Source organism: Cellulomonas fimi ATCC 484 (genome assembly GCF_000212695.1).
Lineage (GTDB): Bacteria > Actinomycetota > Actinomycetes > Actinomycetales > Cellulomonadaceae > Cellulomonas > Cellulomonas fimi.
Window position 1 is genome coordinate 3,832,070 of the sequence record NC_015514.1, and the last position, 23,395, is coordinate 3,855,464.

General features: G+C 74.7%; 21 protein-coding genes. 14 read left to right on the forward strand and 7 right to left on the reverse strand.

Annotation, left to right across the window (positions count from 1 at the left end):
- Window positions 1-8 precede the first annotated feature (8 nt).
- Entirely contained in the window at window positions 9-932 is a 924-nt protein-coding gene (locus tag CELF_RS19735) for a nuclease-related domain-containing protein (protein WP_013772567.1), read from the reverse strand.
- Window positions 933-983: 51 nt separating this feature from the next.
- Window positions 984-1,652 (reverse strand): Type 1 glutamine amidotransferase-like domain-containing protein, encoded by a 669-nt coding sequence (locus CELF_RS17305; protein ID WP_013772568.1) that lies wholly within the window; start codon window positions 1,650-1,652, stop codon window positions 984-986.
- Window positions 1,653-1,813: 161 nt separating this feature from the next.
- On the opposite strand from CELF_RS17305, the gene CELF_RS21265 reads away from it, so the two are divergent.
- From CELF_RS21265 to CELF_RS17340, 7 genes are all read left to right on the forward strand, one after another.
- Window positions 1,814-2,362 (forward strand): SHOCT domain-containing protein, encoded by a 549-nt coding sequence (locus CELF_RS21265; RefSeq protein ID WP_049791492.1) that lies wholly within the window; start codon window positions 1,814-1,816, stop codon window positions 2,360-2,362.
- Window positions 2,363-2,603: 241 nt separating this feature from the next.
- Window positions 2,604-5,333 (forward strand): glycosyl hydrolase 53 family protein, encoded by a 2,730-nt coding sequence (locus tag CELF_RS17315; RefSeq protein WP_013772570.1) that lies wholly within the window; start codon window positions 2,604-2,606, stop codon window positions 5,331-5,333.
- A gap of 139 nt (window positions 5,334-5,472) precedes the next feature.
- Window positions 5,473-6,555: a fatty acid desaturase family protein gene (locus CELF_RS17320; RefSeq protein WP_013772571.1), complete on the forward strand. Its 1,083-nt coding sequence runs from the start codon at window positions 5,473-5,475 to the stop codon at window positions 6,553-6,555.
- A 69-nt stretch (window positions 6,556-6,624) separates the two neighbouring features.
- Window positions 6,625-8,130 carry a hypothetical protein gene (locus CELF_RS17325; RefSeq protein ID WP_041553598.1) on the forward strand — a complete coding sequence of 502 codons (1,506 nt, stop codon included), beginning with the start codon at window positions 6,625-6,627 and terminating at the stop codon, window positions 8,128-8,130.
- Window positions 8,131-8,194: 64 nt separating this feature from the next.
- Entirely contained in the window at window positions 8,195-9,886 is a 1,692-nt protein-coding gene (locus tag CELF_RS17330; RefSeq protein ID WP_013772572.1) for an NAD(P)/FAD-dependent oxidoreductase, read from the forward strand.
- A complete protein-coding gene (locus CELF_RS17335; RefSeq protein WP_013772573.1) occupies window positions 9,883-11,367 on the forward strand; it encodes an ATP-binding protein in 1,485 nt (494 codons plus the stop codon). Before CELF_RS17330 ends, CELF_RS17335 begins: the two co-directional genes overlap by 4 nt.
- Complete coding sequence (locus CELF_RS17340) at window positions 11,364-11,705, forward strand: UBP-type zinc finger domain-containing protein (protein WP_013772574.1); 342 nt, start codon at window positions 11,364-11,366, stop codon at window positions 11,703-11,705. The genes CELF_RS17335 and CELF_RS17340 overlap by 4 nt, the downstream gene beginning before the upstream one ends.
- On the opposite strand, the gene CELF_RS17345 is transcribed toward CELF_RS17340, so the two are convergent.
- Window positions 11,695-12,210, reverse strand: coding sequence for a hypothetical protein (locus CELF_RS17345; RefSeq protein WP_013772575.1), 516 nt, complete (start codon window positions 12,208-12,210; stop codon window positions 11,695-11,697). The two genes, CELF_RS17340 and CELF_RS17345, sit on opposite strands and share 11 nt — an antisense overlap.
- 157 nt (window positions 12,211-12,367) lie before the next feature.
- Window positions 12,368-14,953 (reverse strand): rhamnogalacturonan lyase, encoded by a 2,586-nt coding sequence (locus CELF_RS17350; RefSeq protein WP_013772576.1) that lies wholly within the window; start codon window positions 14,951-14,953, stop codon window positions 12,368-12,370.
- A gap of 462 nt (window positions 14,954-15,415) precedes the next feature.
- Between CELF_RS17350 and CELF_RS17355 the strand changes: the two genes are divergently transcribed.
- From CELF_RS17355 to CELF_RS17365, 3 genes are all read left to right on the forward strand, one after another.
- Window positions 15,416-15,619 (forward strand): cold-shock protein, encoded by a 204-nt coding sequence (locus CELF_RS17355; protein WP_013772577.1) that lies wholly within the window; start codon window positions 15,416-15,418, stop codon window positions 15,617-15,619.
- A gap of 147 nt (window positions 15,620-15,766) precedes the next feature.
- Complete coding sequence (locus CELF_RS17360; RefSeq protein WP_013772578.1) at window positions 15,767-16,867, forward strand: fatty acid desaturase family protein; 1,101 nt, start codon at window positions 15,767-15,769, stop codon at window positions 16,865-16,867.
- A gap of 217 nt (window positions 16,868-17,084) precedes the next feature.
- A complete protein-coding gene (locus tag CELF_RS17365) occupies window positions 17,085-17,288 on the forward strand; it encodes a cold-shock protein (RefSeq protein ID WP_013772579.1) in 204 nt (67 codons plus the stop codon).
- Window positions 17,289-17,415: 127 nt separating this feature from the next.
- Here CELF_RS17365 and CELF_RS17370 read toward each other — a convergent pair whose 3' ends face one another.
- Entirely contained in the window at window positions 17,416-17,856 is a 441-nt protein-coding gene (locus tag CELF_RS17370) for a YchJ family protein (protein ID WP_013772580.1), read from the reverse strand.
- Window positions 17,857-17,997: 141 nt separating this feature from the next.
- Here CELF_RS17370 and CELF_RS19745 point away from each other — a divergent pair, with 141 nt between their 5' ends.
- Together CELF_RS19745 and CELF_RS17380 are read left to right on the forward strand one after the other, a co-directional pair.
- Complete coding sequence (locus tag CELF_RS19745) at window positions 17,998-19,176, forward strand: HAF repeat-containing protein (RefSeq protein ID WP_013772581.1); 1,179 nt, start codon at window positions 17,998-18,000, stop codon at window positions 19,174-19,176.
- A gap of 62 nt (window positions 19,177-19,238) precedes the next feature.
- Complete coding sequence (locus CELF_RS17380) at window positions 19,239-20,114, forward strand: tetratricopeptide repeat protein (RefSeq protein WP_013772582.1); 876 nt, start codon at window positions 19,239-19,241, stop codon at window positions 20,112-20,114.
- Between the two features lie 3 nt (window positions 20,115-20,117).
- On the opposite strand, the gene CELF_RS17385 is transcribed toward CELF_RS17380, so the two are convergent.
- Window positions 20,118-21,473, reverse strand: a complete 1,356-nt coding sequence (locus CELF_RS17385; RefSeq protein ID WP_013772583.1) for an FtsX-like permease family protein — start codon at window positions 21,471-21,473, stop codon at window positions 20,118-20,120.
- Window positions 21,470-22,210: an ABC transporter ATP-binding protein gene (locus CELF_RS17390; protein WP_013772584.1), complete on the reverse strand. Its 741-nt coding sequence runs from the start codon at window positions 22,208-22,210 to the stop codon at window positions 21,470-21,472. The genes CELF_RS17385 and CELF_RS17390 overlap by 4 nt, the downstream gene beginning before the upstream one ends.
- A 211-nt stretch (window positions 22,211-22,421) precedes the next feature.
- On the opposite strand from CELF_RS17390, the gene CELF_RS17395 reads away from it, so the two are divergent.
- Window positions 22,422-22,772 (forward strand): type II toxin-antitoxin system VapB family antitoxin, encoded by a 351-nt coding sequence (locus CELF_RS17395; RefSeq protein ID WP_013772585.1) that lies wholly within the window; start codon window positions 22,422-22,424, stop codon window positions 22,770-22,772.
- Complete coding sequence (locus CELF_RS17400; RefSeq protein WP_013772586.1) at window positions 22,769-23,389, forward strand: LytR C-terminal domain-containing protein; 621 nt, start codon at window positions 22,769-22,771, stop codon at window positions 23,387-23,389. The genes CELF_RS17395 and CELF_RS17400 overlap by 4 nt, the downstream gene beginning before the upstream one ends.
- Window positions 23,390-23,395 lie beyond the last annotated feature (6 nt).

Genomic DNA, 23,395 nt, shown 5'->3' on the forward strand with positions numbered 1-23,395 from the left:
CAATCGGGTCAGCTTGGCTGCCAGGTCGAGCGCCGCTTGGCGGCGTCGTAGACCACGCCCACCTGTTCGGCCGTCAAGGAGGGCGGGAGCGCCCGCAAGGCCCTGGCCGCCTTGGTCGCTCGGAGGACGAGGACGTCGCCGGGGTGCTCGCGCACGGTCAGCGATCCGGACCCGAGACGGAAGACCAGCACTGCTGCGGCCGTGACGGGGACCCCGGCGGCCGCCGTGAGCAGAGCGGAAGCTCGCGCGGCTTCGTGTCGGGAGTTGCGGAGGTACGGCACGGGCTGGTTGTTCACCCTGACCTGCTTCGACACGACCCAGATGTTCGCGCCGGGATGATGCTTCGAGTTCACGGTGAAGACGCCGGGCGGGCCGATCAGCACGTGATCGATGTCGGAGCTGTTCGCTCCGACCGGAACCGAGTGCAGGATCCGCCAACCGTACGGAGTCAGCCGTTCGAGCTCGGCTCCGATCGACTCCTCGGCCGCCGCGCCGATCCGCCACGCGCGCTCGTCCGTCCGGGCGTCGACGACCTTACCGACCCAGGTCCGGAACCGACCGAGCTGGGCCCGTCGTGCCTCGAGCTCCTCGTTCGCCCGCTTGCGGGCCCCCTGACCCGCCGCTCGCACGCTGAGGTCCTCGTCGAGCCGCGGCGGCCGGGTGTGCTTTCTGGGCCCCTCACCTCCGGGGATCGTGAGTGACGGAACCGCGGGAGCCGTCGGACCCGTGGGAGCAGGCGGCGTCGCGAACGTGAAGCCTGCGTCGGCGAGGCACGCCCAGCGGTCCAAGACCCTGGCGGTGCTCGCGTCCGCCGGCACCAGCTCGCCGCTGACGTTGTCCCGGTAGCCGATCTGCACACCCGTCGCGACGTCGAGGACATACGTCCGGTCCTTGCCGTACCGACGCCAGTGTCGTGTCTCGAACTCCCCCATGACCGACGGATCGGCAGCAACCGGCTCCTGCTGAAGCCGGTACGTCGGCCGTCACGCGCCGAGCTGGACCCACCGGCCCTCCGAGATGACCTCGGTCGTGCCGTCGACGACCGCGATCGCGGTCTGCTCGTCGATGGCGTACGCGGGGACGCCGAGGTCCGCGGCCCACCGCTCGGCGTGCGCGAGGGTGTTCGTGGGGAAGGCGTCGAGGTGCGGGAAGATCGCGAAGTCGACGACGCCGAGCGTCCGGTCGTCCGGGGCGGACGGCCACTCGACGAAGTACTGCCCGATGCGGGGCGTCATGACCATGCTGCCCGCGCTGACCCCGACCCAGACGGTGTCGGTCAGGGACGGCAGCAGGTCGGCCAGGCCGGACTCGTGCATCCAGTGGTGGAGGTAGGTGGCGTCGCCGCCGTCGACGAGCAGGACGTCGGCCTCGCGGACCCACGGCATCCACCGCTCCTCGCCGACGGTGGGCAGAGCGGTGAGCTCGAGGACGCCGAGCGACGCCCAGCCGAGGCCGGTGAGGTGCGCGGCCCCCGTCCCGGTCCCTGCGGCGACGGTCCTCTGCACGGATGCGGGGCCGCACATCGGGTGGCCCCACTGCGCGGTCGGGATGCAGAGCGCGCGGGACTCGCCGACGGGCTTGCCGAGGAGCCGTTCGAGCGCCGCCCGGATGCTGGGGTTGGTGACGCCGCCGGACGTGAGCAGGAGCTTCATGGGAGACCTCGCGACGTGGACGGGGTGGTCGACGGGTGGACCGGCGCTGCGGCCGGATCTCATCGTCCCCGCGCGTCGTCGGCTGCGCGAGAACGTGACGCCCGTCGGATCTCGTCGCACGGGCCGCCCTGGACGGCCGGGTCACAGCGGGGTGGCCTAGATTGGCGCGGACGACCGGGCGCGGTCGCCTGCGGGAGCAGGGGGCCGACGCCGACGACGTGAACGAGGGCGGCGACATGACGGACGAGACGCGACCGAGGCTCGACGCGCGGCTGCAGCGGCACGGGATCGCGCGGGACGTGCACCGGGGGCTGTCGAAGGGGATCGACTTCCTGCCGGTCAGCGAGTCGACGAAGGCGATGCTGACGACGCGCAGCGGCGAGGTCGTGGCGTTCGCGGCGGAGACCGGGACGGCGCTCGCCAACGGCGCGGTCGTCGCGGGCAAGGGTGCGGTCGACGCGGCGCGCGAGGGGTACCACGCGTTCGAGACGAAGCGCGAGGAGGAGGCCGCGGCGGCGAAGCGGCCGTTCGCGATCGTCGAGCCGGTGACGGACGCGGCGCCGGAGTCGGCTGCGGCGACGGCCGGCCCGGACGGCGGCGAGGGGGACCTGCTGGCGCGCCTGGAGCGGCTCGGGCAGCTCCGCGACGCGGGGCACCTGTCGGACGAGGAGTTCGCGACGGCGAAGGCGCGGCTGCTCGCCGGCGAGTGACCGGCACGCACTGACGCCTGTCGGCCCGACGGCCCACGGCCGACGGACGAGCCCGCGCGCACGCGCGAGCCCGAGCGGTGGCTCGTCGCTGCAACTGTGAACGGTCACGGATCCGCATCGCATCTGGACAGCCTCTTGCGCGCGAGCCCGGGCGCTGCCGTATGTTGTGCGCGGTCCTTGGCTGGGACCGTGCACAGCGCAGGGTCGCGACGACGCGGCTCTCACGACCCGACGGAGCGTCATGACCGCGCACACCCGACTCCGCACCCGCCCGACGCACGCCATGCGCGTGACGACCGCCGTCACGGCCGCCGCTGCGGCGGTCCTGACTCCCGTGCTCCTGGCGGTGGCCGCCGCGGCCGAGGACGGTCCCGTCGACGCGGGCATCTTCGTCGACAAGGTCGACGGTCTCCCCGCCGACTTCGTGGCGGGCGTCGACGTCTCGTCGGTCCTCTCGCTCGAGGCGAGCGGCACGGTCTTCCGCGACGAGGACGGGCAGCCAGCCGACCTGTTCGAGGTCCTCGCGGACCACGACGTCACCTACGTCCGTGTCCGGGTGTGGAACGACCCCTACGACGCCGACGGCAACGGGTACGGCGGCGGGACGGTCGACGTGCCGCGCGCCGTCGAGATCGGCCGCCGGGCCACCGCCGCCGGGATGCGCGTGCTCGTCGACCTGCACTACTCCGACTTCTGGGCGGACCCGGCCAAGGTGCACGTGCCCAAGGCGTGGGCGGGCCTCGACGCGGCGCAGCGCGCGACGGCCGCGGGCGAGTTCACGCAGGACGCGCTGCAGGACTTCGAGGACGCGGGCGTCGACGTCGGCATGGTGCAGGTCGGCAACGAGTCGAACAACGGCATCGCCGGCATCTCGTGCCCGTCCGCGAGCGCGACCGTCTCGTCGTGGGAGCCGTGCGTCGGCGTCTACGAGGCGGGCGCCGCCGCGGTGCGGTCGGTGTTCCCGGAGGCGCTCGTCGCACTGCACTTCACCAACCCGGAGAACGGCCGGTACGCCACCTACGCGGGCATCCTGGACCACTACGACGTCGACTACGACGTGTTCGCGAGCTCGTGGTACCCGATGTGGCACGGCTCGCTGACCAACCTCACGAGCGTGCTCAAGGACGTCGCCGACACCTACGGCAAGAAGGTCATGGTCGCGGAGACGTCGTGGGCGTCCACGCTCGACAACGGCGACACGCACCCCAACACGGTGAGCTCGGGCTCCCCCGCGGTCGAGGGCTACCCGGTGAGCGTGCAGGGCCAGGCGTGGCTCGTGCGGGACGTGATCCAGGCCGTGCACGACGTCGGCCCGGCCGGCATCGGCGTCTTCTACTGGGAGCCCGCGTGGCTCCCCGTCGGTGGCCCGGCGGACGCGGCGTCGCAGCAGGCGCTGTGGGAGGAGCACGGCTCCGGGTGGGCGTCAAGCTTCGCGGGCGGGTACGACGACGCCGCCGACTGGTACGGCGGCTCCGCGTGGGACAACCAGGCGCTGTTCGCGTTCGACGGCACGCCCCTGGAGTCGCTGCGCGTGTTCCGGTACGCCCGGACCGGCGCGACGACGGCGCGCGTGCCGTCGCAGGTCGAGTCGCCGGTGGTGGACGTGCGCCTGGGCGACGACGTGACGCTGCCGTCGACGGTGCGCGTGACGTACAACGACGGGAGCGTCGAGAACCCGACGGTCGCGTGGAGCGGCGCGGTCGCGTGGATCCGCGGCACCGGCACGTACACGATCCCCGGCATCACCTCGACGGACCTCGACGTCACGGCGACGGTCCGGGTGACCGCGCCGAACCTCGTGCGCAACGGCAGCTTCGAGGACGGCGACACGAGCATGTGGGACGCCTCCTGGTCGGTCGCGACGTCGGCGAACGCGATCCACGCGACGGGCGACGCGACCGACGGCACGCGCGCGCTGCAGTTCTGGGCGGGTGAGCCGTTCGTCGTCGAGGCGAAGCAGCGGATCACGGGCGTCCCGGCGGGCACGTACCGGCTGTCGGCGGTCGTCCGCGGCGGCGGCCAGGGCGAGGGCGACACGCTGAACCTGTGGGCGTGGTCGTCCGCGCTGGGTGACGGCGTCCAGGAGCCCGTGTGGCTGGCCGGCTGGAGCAACCCGACGACGTTCACGCTCGACGGCGTCGTCGTCGGCGCGGACGGCACGGTGGAGGTCGGCGCGTACCTCGGCCTGTCGGCGAACGCGTGGGGCACGCTCGACGCGTTCCGGCTGGAGCCCGTCGTCTCCGCCGCGCCGGTCGACCGCACGGCGCTGCAGGCGGCGCTCGACGAGGCCGCGGCAGTCGACCGGAGCAGGTGGACCGACACGTCCCTCGCCGACCTCGACGAGGCCGTCGCCGCCGGCAGGGTCGTCCTCGCCGCGGGCCAGCCGACCCAGGCCGACGTCGACGCGGTGACGGCACTGGTCACCGGCGCGCTCGACGCGCTGCAGGCGACGCCGACGCCGACGCCCACCTCGACACCCACGACGCCGACGCCCACGACCGCGCCGACCGGCACGCCGTCCGCCAGCCCGTCGGCGTCGCCGTCCGCCAGCCCCGCCAGCCCTGCCAGCCCTGCGAGCCCCGCCATCTCGGCCGACAGGCGGACCGTGCGACCGGGCGAGAAGGTCGGCGTCACGGTCACGGGAGTGAGCGGGACGCAGGTCGAGATCGGCATCGCCAGCACCTACCAGCGCCTCACCACGGTGCCCGTGTCGAACGGGACGGCCACCGCGACCGTGACCGTCCCGACGACGCTCGCGGCGGGCCTGCACCACCTGCAGGCCCGCGACGCGACGGGCGCGGTGCTCGCGCAAGTCGAGATCCGGGTCGCGGGCTCCGCGCTCGCGACGACGGGCGCGGACGTCGCGGTGCCGGTCGCGCTGGCGGTGGCGCTGCTGGCGCTGGGCCTCGCGGCGGTCGCGGTGGCCGCCCGACGCCGGCACGGGACCGGGGCGCGGGCCGTCGAGCGGTGACGTACCGTGACGGGGAGCACCTGCACCATCGGCCCTGCAGGACGCCGGGGCCGTGTCGTACCCGCCGGACCGGCGGCCACCGACGACGCCCCCACGCCGCGCCGCCGCGCCCGCGCCGGACCGACAGGACGGACCGCCCATGACCGCCACGCCCCTCGCCGTCGACGGCTCCCGAGGCTCGCGCCAGCGCGCGGTCAGCGACTTCACGGAGCTGACCCGGCAGGTCCAGGCGGCGGGCCTCATGGCGCGCCGTCCGGGCCACTACGCCGCGCGGCTGTCGGCGGCCGTGCTGGCGGTGGCCGGGCTCGTCGTCGCGACGGTGCTCGTCGGCGACTCGTGGTGGCAGGCGGCGGTCGCGGCCGTGGCCGGCGTCGTGCTGACGCAGGTCGCGTTCCTGGGCCACGACGCCGCGCACCGGCAGATCTTCGCGTCGGGCCGGGCAAACACCTGGGCGAGCCTCGTGCTGGCCAACCTGCTGGTGGGCCTGAGCCACGGGTGGTGGCAGCACAAGCACACGCGCCACCACGCGAACCCGAACAAGGTCGACGCCGACCCGGACATCGCGATGGAGGTCCTCGCGATGACCCCGGAGAAGGCGGCGTCGTGGACGTCGCGCTGGTCGCGGTGGTTCCTCGCCCGGCAGGGGTTCTTCTTCTTCCCCATGCTGCTGCTGGAGGGCGTCGCGCTGCACGTCCACGCCATCCGCCGGGTGCTGTCGCCCGAGCCGATGGAGCGCCGGGCGGTGGAGGCGTCGCTGCTCGCGGTGCGGCTCGTCGGGACCGTCGTGCTGCTGCTCGCGGTGATGTCGCCGCTGAAGGCGCTCGTCGCGGCCGCGGTGCAGCTCGCGATCCTCGGCTTCTACATGGGTGCGTCGTTCGCGCCGAACCACAAGGGGATGCCGCTTCTGCCCAAGGACGCGCGCGTCGACTTCCTGCGCCGTCAAGTCCTCACCAGCCGGAACATCGGCGGCGGGCGCTGGGTGGACGTGCTCATGGGGGGCCTCAACCACCAGGTCGAGCACCACCTGTTCCCGTCGATGCCGCGCCCGAGCCTCCGCCGCGCGCAGCCGATCGTCCGGGCCTACTGCGAGGCGCACGGCATCCCGTACGTGCAGGTGTCGCTCGCCCGGTCGTACCGGACGATCGTGCGCCACCTGAACACCGTGGGTCACCCGGACCGCGACCTGTTCGCCTGCCCGGTGACCTCCGCGTACCGCGTCTGACCACCCCCGGTCGCCGGCCGGGCGCGGAATCGGCTCCGCGAGGCTGCGGCAGGTGTCATCATCCTGCCCATGCCCGACCAGCCACCGGCCCCCGCCAGCACCCTCGAGGACCACCAGGAGCTCCTGCTCAGCTGGGCGTCGACGGCGAACACGCTCGACGAGTTCCCCCTGGCCGAGCAGCTGCTCGCGGCGGCGGAGACCGAGGAGACGCCGGGGATCGCCCTGCACCGGGCGCGGCTCCTCGCGTACCAGGGCCGGCACGCCGAGGCGCTCGCGCTGCTGCCCGACATCGACGTGAAGGGCGTCGTGTCCCGTGGCCCGGAGACCGTGGCCGACCTGGTCGCGCTCGCCGCGACGGCAGGCCTCGGGGACGACGCCGCGCTCGCCGCGCTCGTGCGGGCCGGCACGGTGGTGCGCGGGCCGATCGGCATCACGCACCTCTACCTGCTCGGTGCCGCCGCCGAGTCGCGCGGCCGGTTCGACCTCGCCGACGCCGCGTGGCAGGAGCTGGGCCGCACCGACGCGCCGCGCACGCAGCTCTCGGTGGGGCGGCTCGTGGTGGCGCGCGTGGCGGGCCGCGGCGACGAGGCGCAGGAGGCGTTCGCCGCGGTCCTCGACGCCGGGCAGGCCGTGATCCGCGAGTGGCCGACGCCCGACGACGACCTGTGGCTGGCCCGGGACTCCGCGGACCGTGTCGCGGCCCGCGGTGACGCGCTCGGCGCGGCACTCCTGGTCCGCATGGTGTCGCGGCTCGCCCCCGGGACGACGGCGCTCGCCGCGCTGCTCCCGGAGCACCCCCTGCACGTCCGGCGGCTGCGGTACTGGCTCGTGCCGATCCTCGTGTGGCCGCTGGCGCTCGCGCTGGCCGTGGTGACCGTCGCGATGATGTGGCACCCGGCGCTGCTGCTGCTCGCCGCGGTCCTCATGCTCGGGGCGACGTTCGTGCGGCTGCCGTCCGTGGTCGGGGCGTCGGACGCCGACGAGCACGTGTGGCGGTCGCTCGGCGCGGCGCCCGCGGAGCTGGAGAACAACCACGTGGCGTTCCGCCGGGGCGCGACGCGATTCGCGCTCGTCGGGACGGGCCTGGTCGGCGCGGGCGTGGGCACGGTCGCGGGCGGTCTGCTGATGGAGTCGACGACGGTCGACGAGGCCCAGCCGACGGCGATGGCGCTCGTCTGGATGCTGCTCGTCGTCGCCGGGGCCGTCGGGGGCGCGGTGCTGGGCTGGCGCCTGCGGCTGCGGATGCGCGCCCGGGTGCACGCCGAACGGCGCGCCGCCGACCTGGCGCGGGAGGCCGCGGCGCTCAAGGACTGCCGGTGCTGGAAGCAGTCGTCGCTGCGCTCGATCTCGGCGGACGCCTACGAGCGTCAGCACCTGCAGCCCGCGACGGTCGACCTGCCGGCGCTGCCGGTGCACGAGGCGCACGCGCTGGAGTGCCCGCTGACGGGCGTGCGCTGGCTGTCGACCCGCACCCGGCCGGACGCCGCGGGGCTGCTCCTGCGGGGCACGTCGCCGCGCCCGCCCGAGGAGGAGCAGGGCGCCGAGCCCGACCAGGGCACCGGCATGTACCTGTGACGCCGCCGGATCCGGTGGCCGCCACCCGCTGACAGACGGCGGTCGCGCGAGGCACGATGCCCCGGTGACGACGACCACCGCCACCCCGCCCGTCGCCAGCCCTCGACCCACCCTGCTGTCCGTCGACGACGACCCCGCCGTCTCCCGCTCGGTCGCGCGCGACCTGCGCCGCCGCTACGGCTCCGGCTACCGGATCGTGCGCGCCGAGTCGGGCGACACCGCGCTGGAGGCGCTGCGCGAGCTCAAGCTGCGCGGCGAGCAGGTCGCGGTCCTCCTCGCGGACCACCGCATGCCCGGGATGACGGGCATCGAGTTCCTCGAGCAGGCGATGGACCTGTTCCCGCAGGCCCGCCGCATCCTGCTGACCGCGTACGCCGACACGGAGGCCGCGATCGACGCGGTCAACGTCGTCGACCTCGACCACTACCTGCTCAAGCCCTGGCAGCCGCCCGAGGAGAAGCTGTACCCGGTCATCGACGCGCAGCTCGACGCGTGGGCCGCGAGCGCGCCCTCGCCCGTGCCGCAGGTCAAGGTCGTCGGGCACCGCTGGTCGGCCAGGTCGTCGCAGGTGCGGGAGTTCCTCGCCCGCAACCAGGTGTCGTACCGGTGGTTCTCCTCGGAGTCGCCCGAGGGGCGGCGCCTGCTCGACGCGGCCGGTGCGGACGAGTCCGCGGTGCCGCTCGTCGTGACGCACGAGGGCGAGCCGCTGCACTCCCCCGACGACGCGACGCTCGCCGCACGCGTGGGCCTGACGACGACGCCCGCCACGGACTTCTACGACCTGGTCGTCGTCGGGGGCGGCCCGGCGGGCCTGAGCGCAGCGCTGTACGGCGCGTCGGAAGGGCTGCGCACGGCGCTCGTCGAGCGCGTCGCCACCGGTGGCCAGGCGGGGCAGAGCTCACGCATCGAGAACTACCTCGGCTTCCCCGACGGCGTCTCGGGCGCGCAGCTCACCGAGCGGGCGCGGCGGCAGGCCGTGCGGTTCGGGGCCGAGATCGTCCTCGCGGCGGACGTCGTGGGCCTCGACGTGCAGGGTGCGGCGCGGCAGCTGCGGCTCGCCGACGGGAGCGTCGTGGGCGCGCACACGGTGCTGCTCGCCAACGGCGTCTCGTACCGCGAGCTCGACGGGCCGGGGCTCGCGGCGCTCACGGGCCGCGGCGTCTACTACGGCTCGGCGCTCACCGAGGCACCCGCGTGCCAGGACCAGGACGTGTACGTCGTCGGCGGCGCCAACTCGGCGGGCCAGTCGGCGATGTACCTGTCCCGCACGGCCCGGTCCGTGACGCTCGTCGTGCGCGGCGAGCAGCTGTCCGCGTCGATGTCGCACTACCTCGTCGAGCAGCTCTCCGCGAACCCCAAGGTGCGGGTCCGCACGTGCTGCGAGGTCGTCGACGCCTCCGGTGACGAGCACCTGGAGCGTCTGGTGCTGCAGGACTCGGTCACCGGCGAGAAGGAGGAGGTGGAGACGAGCCACCTGTTCGTCTTCATCGGCGCCGTGCCGCGCACCGAGTGGCTCGACGGCACGGTCGCGCGCGACCCGCGCGGGTTCGTCCTGGCTGGGCCGGACCTGCTCGTCGACGGCCGCCCGCCCGCAGGCTGGCCGCTCGACCGCCCGCCGTACCACCTCGAGACCAGCCAGCCGGGCGTGTTCGTCGCGGGCGACGCGCGCGCCGAGTCGGCCAAGCGCGTCGCGTCCGCCGTGGGCGAGGGCGCGATGGCGGTCATGCTCGTCCACCGGTACCTGGAGCAGCTGTGACGACACCGACGACACCGACGCCCCCCGCCCGCCGCGAGCCCGAGCGGCTGCCCTGCGACATCGCGGAGCTGAGCCGGCTCTTCCTGTTCGACAAGCTCGACGACGACCAGCTCACGTGGCTGTGCAGCCACGGGCACGTCGAGCACCAGGACCCCGGGTTCGTGTTCCGCGAGGGCGAGCCCGCGGAGGCGTTCTACGTGCTGCTGGAGGGGTCGGTCGCGCTGTACCGGCGGGTCGGCGCGGACGACGTGGAGATCAGCCGGACGGCACAGGTCGGGGTGTACGCGGGCGCGTGGCACGCCTACCTCGACCGCGCGGAGACCCGCTCCTACCTGCACACCCTGCGCGTCCTGGAGCCGTCGCGGTTCTACGTGCTGCCCGCCGCGGACTTCTCCGAGGTCATGCACACGTGGTTCCCCATGGCGATGCACCTCCTCGAGGGCCTGTTCTTCGGGCAGAAGAGCATGCAGACCGCCACCGCGCAGCGCGAGCGGCTGCAGGCGCTGGGCGCGTTGTCCGCCGGGCTGACGCACGAGCTCAACAACCCGGCGTCGGCGGCCACGCGTGCGGCGTCGACGCTGCGCGAGCGGGTCGGGCGGATGCGCAACAAGCTCGGGCTGGTCGCGTCGGGCGCGTTCGACCGCGACGAGCTCGTGCAGATCATCGAGCTGCAGGAGAAGGCGGTCGCGGCGCTCGCCGAGGCCCGCGGGCGGGCGTCGCTGTCGGCGCTCGAGACGTCGGACCGGGAGGACGAGGTCGCCGACTGGCTCGACGACCACGGCGTCCCCGACAACGCCGAGATCGCGCACAGCTTCGTCGAGGCCGGCATCGACCCGCAGTGGCTCGACGACCACGTGGGCAGCATCCCCGACGACGTCGCGGCCGCGGCGGTGCACTGGCTCGGCTACACGCTCGAGACCGAGCTGCTGATGAACGAGGTCGAGGACGCGACGACCCGCATCTCGACCCTCGTCGACGCCGCGAAGCAGTACTCGCAGATCGGCCGCGCGGCGCAGCAGGAGGTCGACGTGCACGTGCTGCTCGACAGCACGCTCACCATGCTCGACGCCAAGCTGCGCGACATCGAGGTGGTCCGGCACTACGACCGCACCCTCCCGCCCGTCCTGGTGCACGGTGCCGAGCTCAACCAGGTGTGGACCAACCTCGTCGACAACGCGCGCCAGGCCCTCGCCGAGGTGCCCGCCGACCGCCGCCGGCTGACGATCTCGACCCGCCGCGTCGAGGACTGGCTCGAGGTCGAGGTCGCCGACACCGGTCCCGGCATCCCGCCGGAGATCGTCGACCGCGTCTTCGAGCCGTTCTTCACCACGAAGCCCGTCGGGTCCGGCACGGGCCTCGGCCTCGACATCTCGTGGCGGATCGTCGTCGGCAAGCACCACGGCGACCTGCGCGTCACGTCGCAGCCGGGCGACACCCGCTTCCTCGTCCGTCTTCCCTACACCCACCCGGAGGCCTCGTGACCGTCGACGTCGACACCACCGTCCCGCCCAGCGGCACCGGCTGCGCCGAGTGCGAGGCCGACGGCGGCTGGTGGGTGCACCTGCGCCGGTGCGCGCACTGCGGCCACGTCGGCTGCTGCGACACGTCCCCCGCGCAGCACGCCACCGCCCACTGGCGCGCGACCGGCCACCGCTACATGCGCAGCTTCGAGCCCGGCGAGTCGTGGTGGTGGGACTACCAGGAGGAGGCCGCGGTCGACGGCCCCGACCTGGCCCCGCCCGACGCCCGGCCCGCCGACCAGGGCGTCCCCGGCCCGCGCGACCGCGTCCCGACGAACTGGCGCGACCTCATCCACTGACCGCGGCCGCGGCGACGCGGGCGCGCAGGAGGTCCAGGTCCGGCCCGGGGAACAGCGCGGCCGGCACGGCGACCTGCCGGCCGCTGTGGCGTTGCACGAGGACGAGCACGTCGGAGCACGGCACGACGTCGCGGTACGCCCCGTAGGACGTGACCGCCGCACCGAGCGGCCCTTGCATCCACACGCCGTCCGGCGTCAGGGCTGCGCGGACCGTCGTGCCCACGGGGAGCTGACGGGCGACCTGCCTCCTCATGCGGACCCGCCCGACCGGGACGGCGACGGCGATCGGGAGCAGCCACAGCAGCACGGTCAGCGGTCCCGGGTCCAGCACGAGCGCGCACCCGCCGAGGACCAGCGCGACGCCCAGGAGCAGTGCCCGTCCGCGCCGGGTCCAGAGCACGCGGCGGGACAGCACCGAGACGACGCGGGCCGGGTAGCCCGCGTCGGCCGTCCACTCCCGGACGGAGATCGCCGGATCGTCGGGCGGCGGGAGCAGCGGGTGCACGCGCGGAGCGTAGGCCCGCCGGACGTCGGTCCGTGCGGCCTCCGTGTCGCGTCACCCGGACGACCGAGCGCCCGGGACCGGTCGGGGTCCCGGGCGCTCGGCGGTGCGGGTGCGTCTGCCGGGGAAGGGTCCGGCCCCCGCACCGAGGTCGCGCCGGTCAGTCGAGCATCGCCACGACCTGCTCGGCCTGGTGCGTCAGCGCGACGCGTGCGGCGTCGGACACGCTGGACGTCCGCGTCCGCGGGGTGAGCGCCTTCACGAACGCCTCCAGCGAGCGGACCGCCACCTTCTCGTTGCCGTGGTCGGCCGCGAGGTCGGCGGCCTTGACGGCGGCGAGCAGCACCGCGGCCACGGGTCCGCGGATCTCGCGTGCCTCGATGCGGGCCTCCAGCGACGACTGGAGCGCGTCGATGCTGCCCGGCGCCCAGAGGTCCGCGACCGGCACCTGCGTGTAGTCGGTGTCCGACGCGAGGGAGAAGCCGGGGTACGACGGCTGGTTGTACGTCGTCTGCTGGCGGGCCACCTCGGCTCGGTACTGGGGGTCGTGCATGAGGGTCGCGAGCTTGTGGCCCGTCACCTCGGTGGAGACGAACAGGCGGATCGCGGAGGAGTCGGCCGTGCGGACCAGGAGCTCCTCCCGCCAGTCGCCCAGGACGTCGGCGACGAGCGACGGGTTGCCCTTGGTGCCGTTGTTGGCGCGCGTGCCGGTCGCGGTGAGCAGGCGACCGCGGGACCAGTCGTCGATCGTCACGTCCTGGTCGCCCGAGCCGCCCACGATCTGCGTCGTCCCGTCGGCGGCCCACCGGATCGACTGGTTCGTGCCGGGGATGGGACCCGGGGTGAGGACGCCGGCGGCCGAGTACAGGCCGAGCGAGCTCGAGCCGCCGGGCAGCGACGCCCACGCCTCGGTGCCGCGCGTGCCGGGCAGCACGTCCCCGATCATCGAGCGGCCGGTGTCACGGCCGGAGTACACGCCGAACAGGACCTCGCCGGTCGCGGCGTCGCGCATCGCCATGCCGTAGGGCGCGAAGGTGCCGCCCTCGTGCGCGGTGAGGATCTCCAGGCCCGGGCGGTCGGGGTCGATGTCGGTCACGTGCATCGCGTCGCCGTGGCCGAGCCGCACGACCTGGCCGGGGGCCGCGCTGCCGGCGGGCAGCGTGCCGAACGACGAGTACAGCAGCGAGCCGTCGTCGTCGATCGTCGCGGCACCGTAGACGAGCTCGTGCTTCCCGTCGGCGTCGACGTCCGCGACCGACAGCGAGTGGAAGCCCTGCGTCGTGAGGGTCCCGAACTCGGGGTCGGTGCCGTCGCGCCCGTGCGGGCCGTCGTTGAACGGGTTGGTCAGCGGCACGTGGCCGGAGTCGACGTACCAGCGCTCCTGGAGCTTCCTGCCGTCCCAGTCGTACGCGACGACGGTCGTGCGCGTGTAGTAGCCGCGCGCGAACACCGCCGACGGCGTCGTGCCGTCGAAGTAGCCGACGCCGGACAGGAACCGGTCGACGCGGTTGCCGGGCTCGATGCGGGCCATCGCGTAGTCGCCCCACAGCAGCCCGTCGTCGCCGCGCCCGGGCTTGTAGTCGACGGTCTGGAGCTCCTTGCCGGTGTCGCCGGCGAAGACCGTGAGGTACTCCGGCCCGTCGACGACGAAACCCTCGAAGTTCCGCAGCACGTTGCGCGCGCTGCGGCTCGGCGCGTAGACGTCCATGAAGTAGTCGGCGAGCGCGCGGGCGTCGGCGTCGGACAGCGGGTAGGTGTACTGCGGCGCGATCCCGAAGGCCTCCTCGAGCGTCGCGGGCCACTGGCCCGACGTGACCTCGGGACGCGTCGACCACCCCTGGAACATCGCGACGACGTGCTCGTAGTAGCCCTGCTTGCTCAGCCGGTAGTCGGTGGTGTCGGTGACGCCGGCCTTGCGGTCGCGCTTCGGGATCGTCACGAACTTCTCGCTCGCGACGGTCCCGTCGGCGCGGTACGTCGTGATCATGGTGCCGGGGGCCGTCTTCATCATGAGCTCGGCCTTGCCGTCGCCGTCGAAGTCGTAGACGGGGAACTGCGTGTAGTGCGCGCCCGCCCGGATGTTCACGCCGAGGTCGATGCGCCACAGCTGCGTGCCGTCGAGCTCGTAGGCGTCGACGTAGACGTTGCCCGTGTACCCGACCTGGCTGACGTCCTTGGAGTTGGACGGGTCCCACTTCACGACGAACTCGTACTGCCCGTCGCCGTCGACGTCGGCCACGCTCATGTCGTTGGCCGAGTACGTGTACGCCTCGCCCACCGGCGTCACGCCGTCGGCGGGCTTGTTCAGCGGCAGGTCGACGGAGGCCTGCGTCCAGGGCGTCGCCTCGGTGCCGTCGACCTCGACGCCGTCGACGACGGCCGCGACGCGGTACCGCGACGCGGCCGTGCCGTCGGCGTCGAGGTAGTTCGTCGAGTCGGTCACGGTCGCGACCTTGGTGCCGTCGCGGTAGACCGCGAAGTCGGGGCCGGTCTGGCCCGTCGTGGTGGCACCGGTGACCTCGGGTGCGAGCAGGCGCCAGGAGAGGAACACGCCCTGCGGGGTGCTCGCGGCGACGAGGCCGCGGTCGAGGCGCTCGAGGGTGAGACGGTCCGGTCCGTCGCGGTGTGCGCCAGGTCCCGTGGCGGGCACGGGAGCGGCGGTCGCGGTCGGCACGACGAGGCAGCCGACCACCAGGGCGGCCGCTCCGGAGACCGCGAGGCGACCGTGGATGCGGGGAAGACTCATCGTTGAATCCTTTCAATGCGCCAGGGGGGACCCAGGAGGCACGAGCGGCCGGAGCGCCTTTGCCTCGGCCTGCCCGCGACCGTACCGGCCAGGTCCGTGGCGGTTGAAGGCCCTGCGACCGATTCGTCGGAATCCCCCGGGTGGGAGCGTCACCACCCCGCGGAAACCGCTGTCCACAGCGCATCCCGCCGCGTCAGGCCCTGTCGCCGGGCCGAACGCCCGACGTCCTGGACGCCGCGACCTGCGCGGACGCCCACAGTTCGGACGTCGATCCGCCATCGACGGCACATGTGCCGTACCGTGGTCGTCGTAGTCGCAGTGCATCGCTTGTCATGACCGCCGGGGGCAACCCCGGCAAACGTTCTCGAGAGCTCTCTCGGCAGCGGACGGACGACACACCGTGATTCACCGGTCCCGGACACCCGGGGTTGTCACGTAACCCACCAGAGAGAAGAGAACGCCATGGCTATTGGCACCGTGAAGTGGTTCAACGCCGAGAAGGGCTTCGGCTTCATCGCCCCCGACGACGGCGGCCCGGACGTCTTCGCGCACTACTCGGCCATCGCGAGCAGCGGCTACCGCTCGCTCGAGGAGAACCAGAAGGTGCAGTTCGACGTCACGCAGGGCCCCAAGGGCCCGCAGGCCTCGAACATCACGCCGGCCTGACCCAGCGCCGTCCCTGACCGGGCGCCCCAGCACGCACGTGCCGGGGCGCCCGCGTCGTTCCCGGGTCCTCGTCGTCCTGCGTCGCGCACCCACCGCCTGCACGACCGCACACGACCGGCCCCCGAACCGGGGCGGAGACGGACCACCATGACCCAGACCCCTCCCGACGGCCCCGGGACGCGCAGCGCCACCGCGACCCGCAGCACCCGGCCGAACCCCACCAGCAGCTTCACCGCGCTGACCCGCACCGTGCAGGAGGCCGGGTACATGCGCCGGCGGTACGGCTTCTACGCCGCCCGCCTCACCGGTGCCGTGCTCGCGATGGCCGCGCTCGTCACCGCGATCGTCCTCGTGGGCGACTCCTGGTGGCAGGTGCTCGTGGCCGCCGTCGCCGCCGTGACCTTCACGCAGATCGCGTTCCTCGGCCACGACGCCGCGCACCGGCAGATCTTCCGCTCCGGCCGCGCCAACGACTGGGCGAGCCTCGTCCTCGCCGACCTCTTCGTCGGGCTCTCGCACGGCTGGTGGCAGCGCAAGCACACGCGGCACCACGCCAAGCCCAACCAGGTGGACGCCGACCCCGACATCGACCTGCCCGTGCTCGCCTTCACACCCGGTGACGCCGCGCGGCGCACCAACCCGCTGAGCCGCTGGTTCCTCGCCCGCCAGGGCTGGTTCTTCTTCCCCCTCCTGCTCCTCGAGGGCCTCGACCTGCACGTCGCGAGCGTGCGCCGCATCGCCCAGCCCGGCCCGCTCGAGCGCCGCTGGGTCGAGGCCGCGTTCCTGCTGGTGCGCCTCGGCGGCGGGCTCGCCCTCGTGCTCGCCGTGATGTCGCCCGGCAAGGCCGCGGTCTTCCTCGCCGTGCAGCTCGGGCTGTTCGGCCTGTACATGGGTGCGTCGTTCGCGCCCAACCACAAGGGCATGCCGCTCGTCCCGAAGGACGCGCGCATCGACTTCCTGCGCCGCCAGGTGCTCACGAGCCGCAACATCCGCGGCGGCCGGTGGCTCGACGTCGTCATGGGCGGGCTCAACCACCAGGTCGAGCACCACCTCTTCCCGTCGATGCCGTCGGTCAGCCTGCGCCGCGTCGCGCCGATCGTCCGCGAGTACTGCGAGACGCACCAGATCCCCTACACGCAGGTGTCGCTCGCGCGCTCCTACGCGATCGTCGTCCGGCACCTCAACACCGTCGGCCTCGCGGACCGCGACCCGTTCGTCTGCCCGCTCGTCGCGGCCCACCGCGTCTGACCGGGCCGGCGCGCCCGCCCGGCGCAGGATCACCGCGCAGACAGGGGCTGCCGTTCCGCGCCGCGGTCGCGTAGCCTCTCACCCGTAGTCGCGTTGCCTCGCTTGTCCCGGTCGCCGGCAGGACCTGCTCCCGCCAGCCCCCGGGCGGACGACCACCGTGATTCACCGGTCCCGTCCGTACGGGGTTGTCAGTACCGCACGCAGAGAAGAGAACGACATGCCTGTTGGCACCGTGAAGTGGTTCAACGCCGAGAAGGGCTTCGGCTTCATCGCCCCCGACGACGGCGGCCCCGACGTCTTCGCGCACTACTCCGCCATCCAGTCGAGCGGCTACCGCTCGCTCGAGGAGAACCAGAAGGTCCAGTTCGACGTCACGCAGGGCCCCAAGGGCCCGCAGGCGTCCAACATCACGCCTCTCTGACGTCCCACCAGGACGCACTCCGCGAGACCCCGGCTCCAGCGGCCGGGGTCTCGTCGCGTCCGGGCCCACCGGCCCGCGCCGCCGCGGGCCCGGACAGACGGCTACCGGCCGCCACGTCGGCGAGCGGTCAGCCGACGTCGCCGTCCACGTACCACCACCGGCCGCCCTCGCGGACGAACCGGCTCGTCTCGTGCAGCACGCCCCGCACGTCGCCGTCGACGTAGCGCGCCGCGAACTCCACGACCCCCGCGTCGTCGAACGGGCCGCCCGCCTGCGTCGCCAGCACCTGGAGCCCCCGCCAGCGCACCCCGTCGTCGAGGTCGAGCCGGGCCGGCCGCGTGGACGCGTGCCACGTCGCCCGCAGGTAGGCGGCGTCCCGGACCACGAAGGCGGTGTACCGCGAGCGCATGAGCGCCTCCGCGGTCGGCGCCGCCGCCCGCCCGGCCAGCCGCGGGCCGCAGCACTCCCCCAGCACGAGGCCCGTGCCGCACGGGCAGCGGGCGTCGTCGGCAGGCAGATCCGGTCGCGTGCCCGGCCGCGCGGCGGCCGGGGGCTCGGTCGGGGTCATGCTTCGGGGATATCACCCCGGGCGCCCGTTGTCCCCGGCGCGCCCGAGGGCTAGGACGGGAGGACGGCCGTCGCGACGGTGCGGCGCGCCGGGTGGCCGCGGGCGCCCCGCCCGGGCCGCGATGCCCTGGGGGCGATCCGCATGACCCGACGTCTGCTCACCTGCATGACCCTCACCGCGCTGGCCGTCGTCACGGCCGCCGGCGTGTCAGCCCCGGCCACGGCGGCCCCCGGACCGGTCGTGGCCTCCACACCCGGGGGCGACGACGTCCGGCACGGCCCGCGCACCGTGCCGCAGGCCGTCGATCTCGGCACGCTCGGCGGCGCCCAGACGGTGCCGTACGCGGTCGACGCGCACGGCCGGGTCGTCGGCACGTCGCAGACCGCCGACGGCCGGTGGCACGCGTTCTCGTGGTGGCGGGGCCGGATGACCGACCTCACGCCCGGGGCGGCGAACGGTGCTGCGGTCGACGTCGACGAGCGCGGCGGGATCGTCGTGCGGGTCACGGCCACCGCCGGCGGGCCCGAGACGTCCCGTCTCCTCGACGGGCGGCGCACCGCCGAGCTCGGCGAGGTGCGGGCGGAGCTCGTCAACGCCCACGGTCAGGTCGCGGGGCTGGTCCGCGGCGCGGACGGGACGAACCCGTTCGTCTGGACGAGCGGCACGCGCGTCGACCTCGGGCCGGTGCCCGGGTTCGAGGGCACCAGCAGCCGGCTCGTCGACCTCGACGACCACGGGCGGGTGCTCGGCATCGGGCTCGGGCCCGAGAGCTTCGAGGTGGGGTACGTGTGGGACGGCGCGTTCACGCCGGTGGGCGACCCGTCCGCGTTCGGCGGCAACGGCGTCGTCGACCTGTCCGACTCCGGGTTCGTGCTCGGCAACGCGTACGAGGGGGGTCCGCTCCTGTGGCGGGACGGCGCGCAGCGGTGGCTCGGCCTGCCGCCGGGGTTCACGGACGCCGACCCGGTGGCCGTGGACGAGCACGGGCACGCCGTCGCGAACCTGCGGACCGACGACGGCCGGTGGCGCGCGCACCTGTGGGACGGCGACCGCTGGGTCGCGCTCGGGCCCGACGACGTGACGACGCGCGCGACGGACCTCGACAGGCACCGCGTCGTGGGCGTCGTCGAGCGGGCGGCCGACCCCGCGCGCACGACCGCGTTCCTGCTCCAGGGCGACCGCTTCACCGAGCTCGGCGCCGGCACCTCGGGGTCGGTCGCCGCGCAGGCCCTCGCCGGCCGGTACGTGCTCGGCACGGTCACCGACGCGGACGGGCTGGTGCGCGCGGTGCTCTGGACCACCCGGGGGATGCACCACTGACCGCCCGCCCGCCGGCGCGCCCGGCCTGGCAGGATCGCCACGTGCGATGGAGACGCAGCCGCGTGGACCGACGGCGCCACGCCTACCTCGCGGTCGACGAGGCGGGCGACGCGGTCGAGGCCGAACGGCTCGCGCGCGCCGTCGCGCAGGAGTTCCCCGACGACGGCGCGACGTGGTTCAACCTCGGGCTGTACGCGAAGCGGCGGCACGACTGGGCGGAGAGCCTGCGGTGCAACGCCCGCGCGCTCGCGCTCGCGGACGACCCGCGCGAGGAGCCGGCGGCCTGGAACCTCGGCATCGCGGCGACGGCCCTGGGCCGCTGGGACGACGCGCGCACCGCCTGGCGCGCCTGGGGCGGCCTCGACGTGCCCGACGGGGACGGGCCACTGCGCATGAGGCTCGGCACGGCGCCCGTGCGGCTCAACCCCGACGACACCGGCGCGGGGCCGACGGCCGAGGTCGTCTGGACCGAGCGCCTGTCCCCGTGCCACGGCCGCGTGGTGAGCGTGCCGACGCCGGGCAGCCGCCACCGCCACGGCGACGTGGTGCTCATGGACGGCGTCCCGAACGGCGAGCGGTTCGACGGGTCGCGGTGGGTCTCGGTCTTCGACGAGATCCTCGTGCTGACGCGCTCGTCGGCGCCGACCTGGACGGTCGAGGTGACCGCCCCCGCCGAGGCCGACTCGGACGCGCTGCAGCGGTCCGCCGACGACGCCGGCCTCGCGGCGGAGGACTGGACGTCGGGGCTGCGCACGCTGTGCGTCGCGTGCTCGACGGGCCGGCCCGGCGCGCACGACCACGAGCCAGCGGACAGCGGGTGGTCGCCGCGTCGCTCGGTCGCCCTCGCGGGCGCGAGCGACGCCGTCGCGGCGCTGCTCGCGGCCTGGGCGGACGCCGCCCCGGGCCGTGCGTGGGACGCGCTGCACGAGGTCGGCTGACGCTCAGTCGGCCCGCACGACCGGCTCGGCCAGGACCGACCGCAGCAGCGGGCGGCTCGTCTCGGTCGCCGCGAGGACCAGCAGGCACCCGCCGACGAGGCACCCGGCGAGCAGCAGCATCCCCCGCGGGTCGCTGAACGCGGCGGTCTTGAACAGCGGCGCGAGCATGAACAGCGCGGTGAGCGCCGAGCCGCCGGCGACGCGGACCATCGGCCCGAGCACCTCGCGGCGGCGCACCGCGTCGAGCATCTCGACGGGCATGCCGGCGAGGTGCGCGAGCGCCAGCTCCCGGCGGCGGTCCAGCACGCTCGACGCCTGCGCGATGCCCGCCGACACCGCCGCGAGCAGGAACGCGATGACGAGCGTGAGCATCGCGCCGGTCACGAGGTCGTCGTTCAGGATCTGACCCTGCCGGTCGAGCCGCTCCCCCGCGGTGAACGCGGGCAGCACCGCGAGCGCGCCCGCCACGAACCCCGCCAGGCCGAGCCCGCCGACGACGCGCCACGCGGCCCGCGGGTCGTCGGCGAGGCGGCGCGCGGCGAGCAGCCGGACCGCGGTCCGCGCCCGCCGCGCCTGGACCCGGCCGAGGATCCCGAGCACCCACGGCCCGACGAGGTTGAGCGCCGCGAAGCCCGCGGCGAGGAACCCGAGCAGCACGGCGACGAGGGCCGCGGCGAGCGCGCCGCCCGCGGCGGTGGCGATCGTGAACCCCACGAACGCGGCGACGAGCACCAGGAGCCGCACGACCCGCAGCGCGGGCGGGGTGGTCCGCCGGGCGACGCCGAGCGGGGACACGGTGACGCGGCGCAGCGACACCGCGCCGCTCACGGCGGCGAGCGCGGGCACCAGCACGAGCGCGCCGAGGACCCCGAGAGGTCCCACCCACAGCTCGCCGACCGTGAAGGTGCCGCCCTGGAAGGGCACGAGCGCCCACAGCGGCAGCAGCGCGGCGTAGCCGAGCACGCCGGCCACCGCGCCCGCGAGCCCCTGCGCGCACGTCTCGACGAGCGAGAGCGCGACGACCTCCCGTGGCGTCGCACCCAGCAGCCGCAGGGTCGCGAGCCGCGCGTCGCGCCGCGCGACGCCGAGCCGGGCGGCGGCACCGCCCAGCGTGACGAGCGGGACGACCAGCAGGATCACGGCGGTCCACGCGAGCTGCACGTACAGGGGCCCGAGCTCGCGCTGCAGGTCGTCCGCCGGGTGCGCGGCGCGGTCCGCGAAGCCCAGCAGGCCGCCGACGACGGACAGCGTGAGCGCCGTCGACACCGCGAACGCGGTCACCGACAGGCCGGTCGTCACGCGCGTGTCCCGACCGCCCGCGCGGCGCAGCTGCGGCGCGAGGGCGACGACCGCGTTCACGCCGTCCGCCGCTCGTCGACGACGCGCCCGTCGCGGACCACGATGCGCCGGCCGCACCAGGCCGCGACCTGCTCGTCGTGCGTGACGACGACGAGGCACGCCCCGACGGCACGCGTCGCCTCGGTCAGCAGCCGCATGACCTCGTGGCCGTTCGCCTGGTCCAGCGCGCCGGTCGGCTCGTCCGCGAACACGACGTCGGGCTGGGTGACGAGGGCGCGCGCGACGGCGACCCGCTGCGCCTGCCCGCCGGACAGCTCGCCGGGACGCCGCCCCTCCATGCCGGCGAGCCCGAGGGACGCGAGCCAGCGCGTCGCGAGTTCCGTCGCCTCCCGCCGGGACGTGCCCAGCAGCAGGGCGGGCAGCGCGACGTTCTCGACCGCGGGCAGCTCGGGCAGCAGCTGGCCGTTCTGGAAGACGAAGCCGTAGCTGGTGCGCCGCAGCAGCGACCGCTCACGCTCGTCGAGGCCGTGCACCGGGCGCCCGCGCAGCATGACCGAGCCCGCGTCGGGCACGAGGATGCCGGCGAGGCAGTGCAGCAGCGTCGACTTGCCGGAGCCGGAGGGCCCCATGACGGCGAGCGACTCGCCGTCGGCGAGGTCGAGGTCGACGCCCGCGAGCGCGGTCGTCTCGCCGAACCGCTTGACGAGCGCACGCGCGGACAGCCGCGCGGGGGCCGAGGTCGCCGTCGCGGCGGGCGCGGCGACGGCAGGGGGTGTCGCGGGGACCGGTGTGCTCATGCCGTCCAGCCTCGCGGTGCGGGCGGCCCGGTCGCGTCCCCCCGCGGTCCGGACCTGCGGGCGGCCGTGTCGTCCGGGGTGCGCGGCGCCTCGGGTGCGGCGTCCGACCACGGTCGTACCCGCGCGCCGTCGCGTGCGCCCAGCGGGTGATCCGCGTCCGGATGCGCGCGGACAGCCCGGCGCGCGGCCGTCTCCACCTAGACTGCCCACCGTGATCTTCAAGGCGGTGGGCGAGGGCAGGCCTTACCCGGACCACGGGCTCGAGACGCCCCGGCAGTGGGCCGAGGTGTCGCCGCGCGTCGTGCGCCTCGACGAGCTCGTGACGACCAAGCGGACGCTGGACCTCGACGCGCTGCTCGCGGAGGACTCGACGTTCTACGGCGACCTGTTCGCGCACGTCGTCCAGTACCGCGGCGTGATGTACCTGGAGGACGGTCTGCACCGCGCCGTCCGGGCCGCGCTGCAGCAGCGTGCCGTCCTGCACGCCCGGGTCCTCGTGATCGAGCCGGTCGCCGCCGGCCGCGCCACGGGTGCCGCCGAGCCGTCGACGGGCGACGCGTGAGCGACGTCGACCGGGCCCGCGCCCTGCGCCGGCGGCACATGCACGAGCGTCAGGCCGTGATCTTCGGCGTGCTGCTCGCAGGCCTCGCGGTCGCCGGTCTCGGTGCCGCCGCGGTCTACACCGGCAACGTGTCGCTGCCGTTCGTCGCGCGCGGCTTCAGCACGCCGCCGCCCGAGCCGGCCGCCCCCGTGGGGCCCTGCCCGCCGGCGAACGCGCTGCCCGTCGCGTACGCGCAGGTCTCGGTGAACGTCCTCAACGGCACGTCGTCCGTCGGCCTGGCCGGCGCCACGGCGGAGGAGCTGCGGCTGCGCGGCTTCACGGTCGCCGGCACCGCCAACTCCGAGGCCGGGTACGAGGGCGTCGCCCTCATCTCGTTCGGCGTCAACGGTGCTGCGGCCGCCTACACGCTCGCGGCGCAGGTCGACGGGGCGGACATGCTGCTCGTCGCGCGCGAGGACGCGGGCGTCGACATCACGCTCGGCTCGCAGTGGCCGGGTCTGCTGCCCACCGAGCAGGTCCTGCTCGACCCGGCCGCTCCGCTCGTCGGCCCGGAGGGCTGCACGCCGCTCGAGGAGAGCGCCGTCCAGACCCCCGAGGCTCCCGCCGCGCAGGGCTGACCCGGC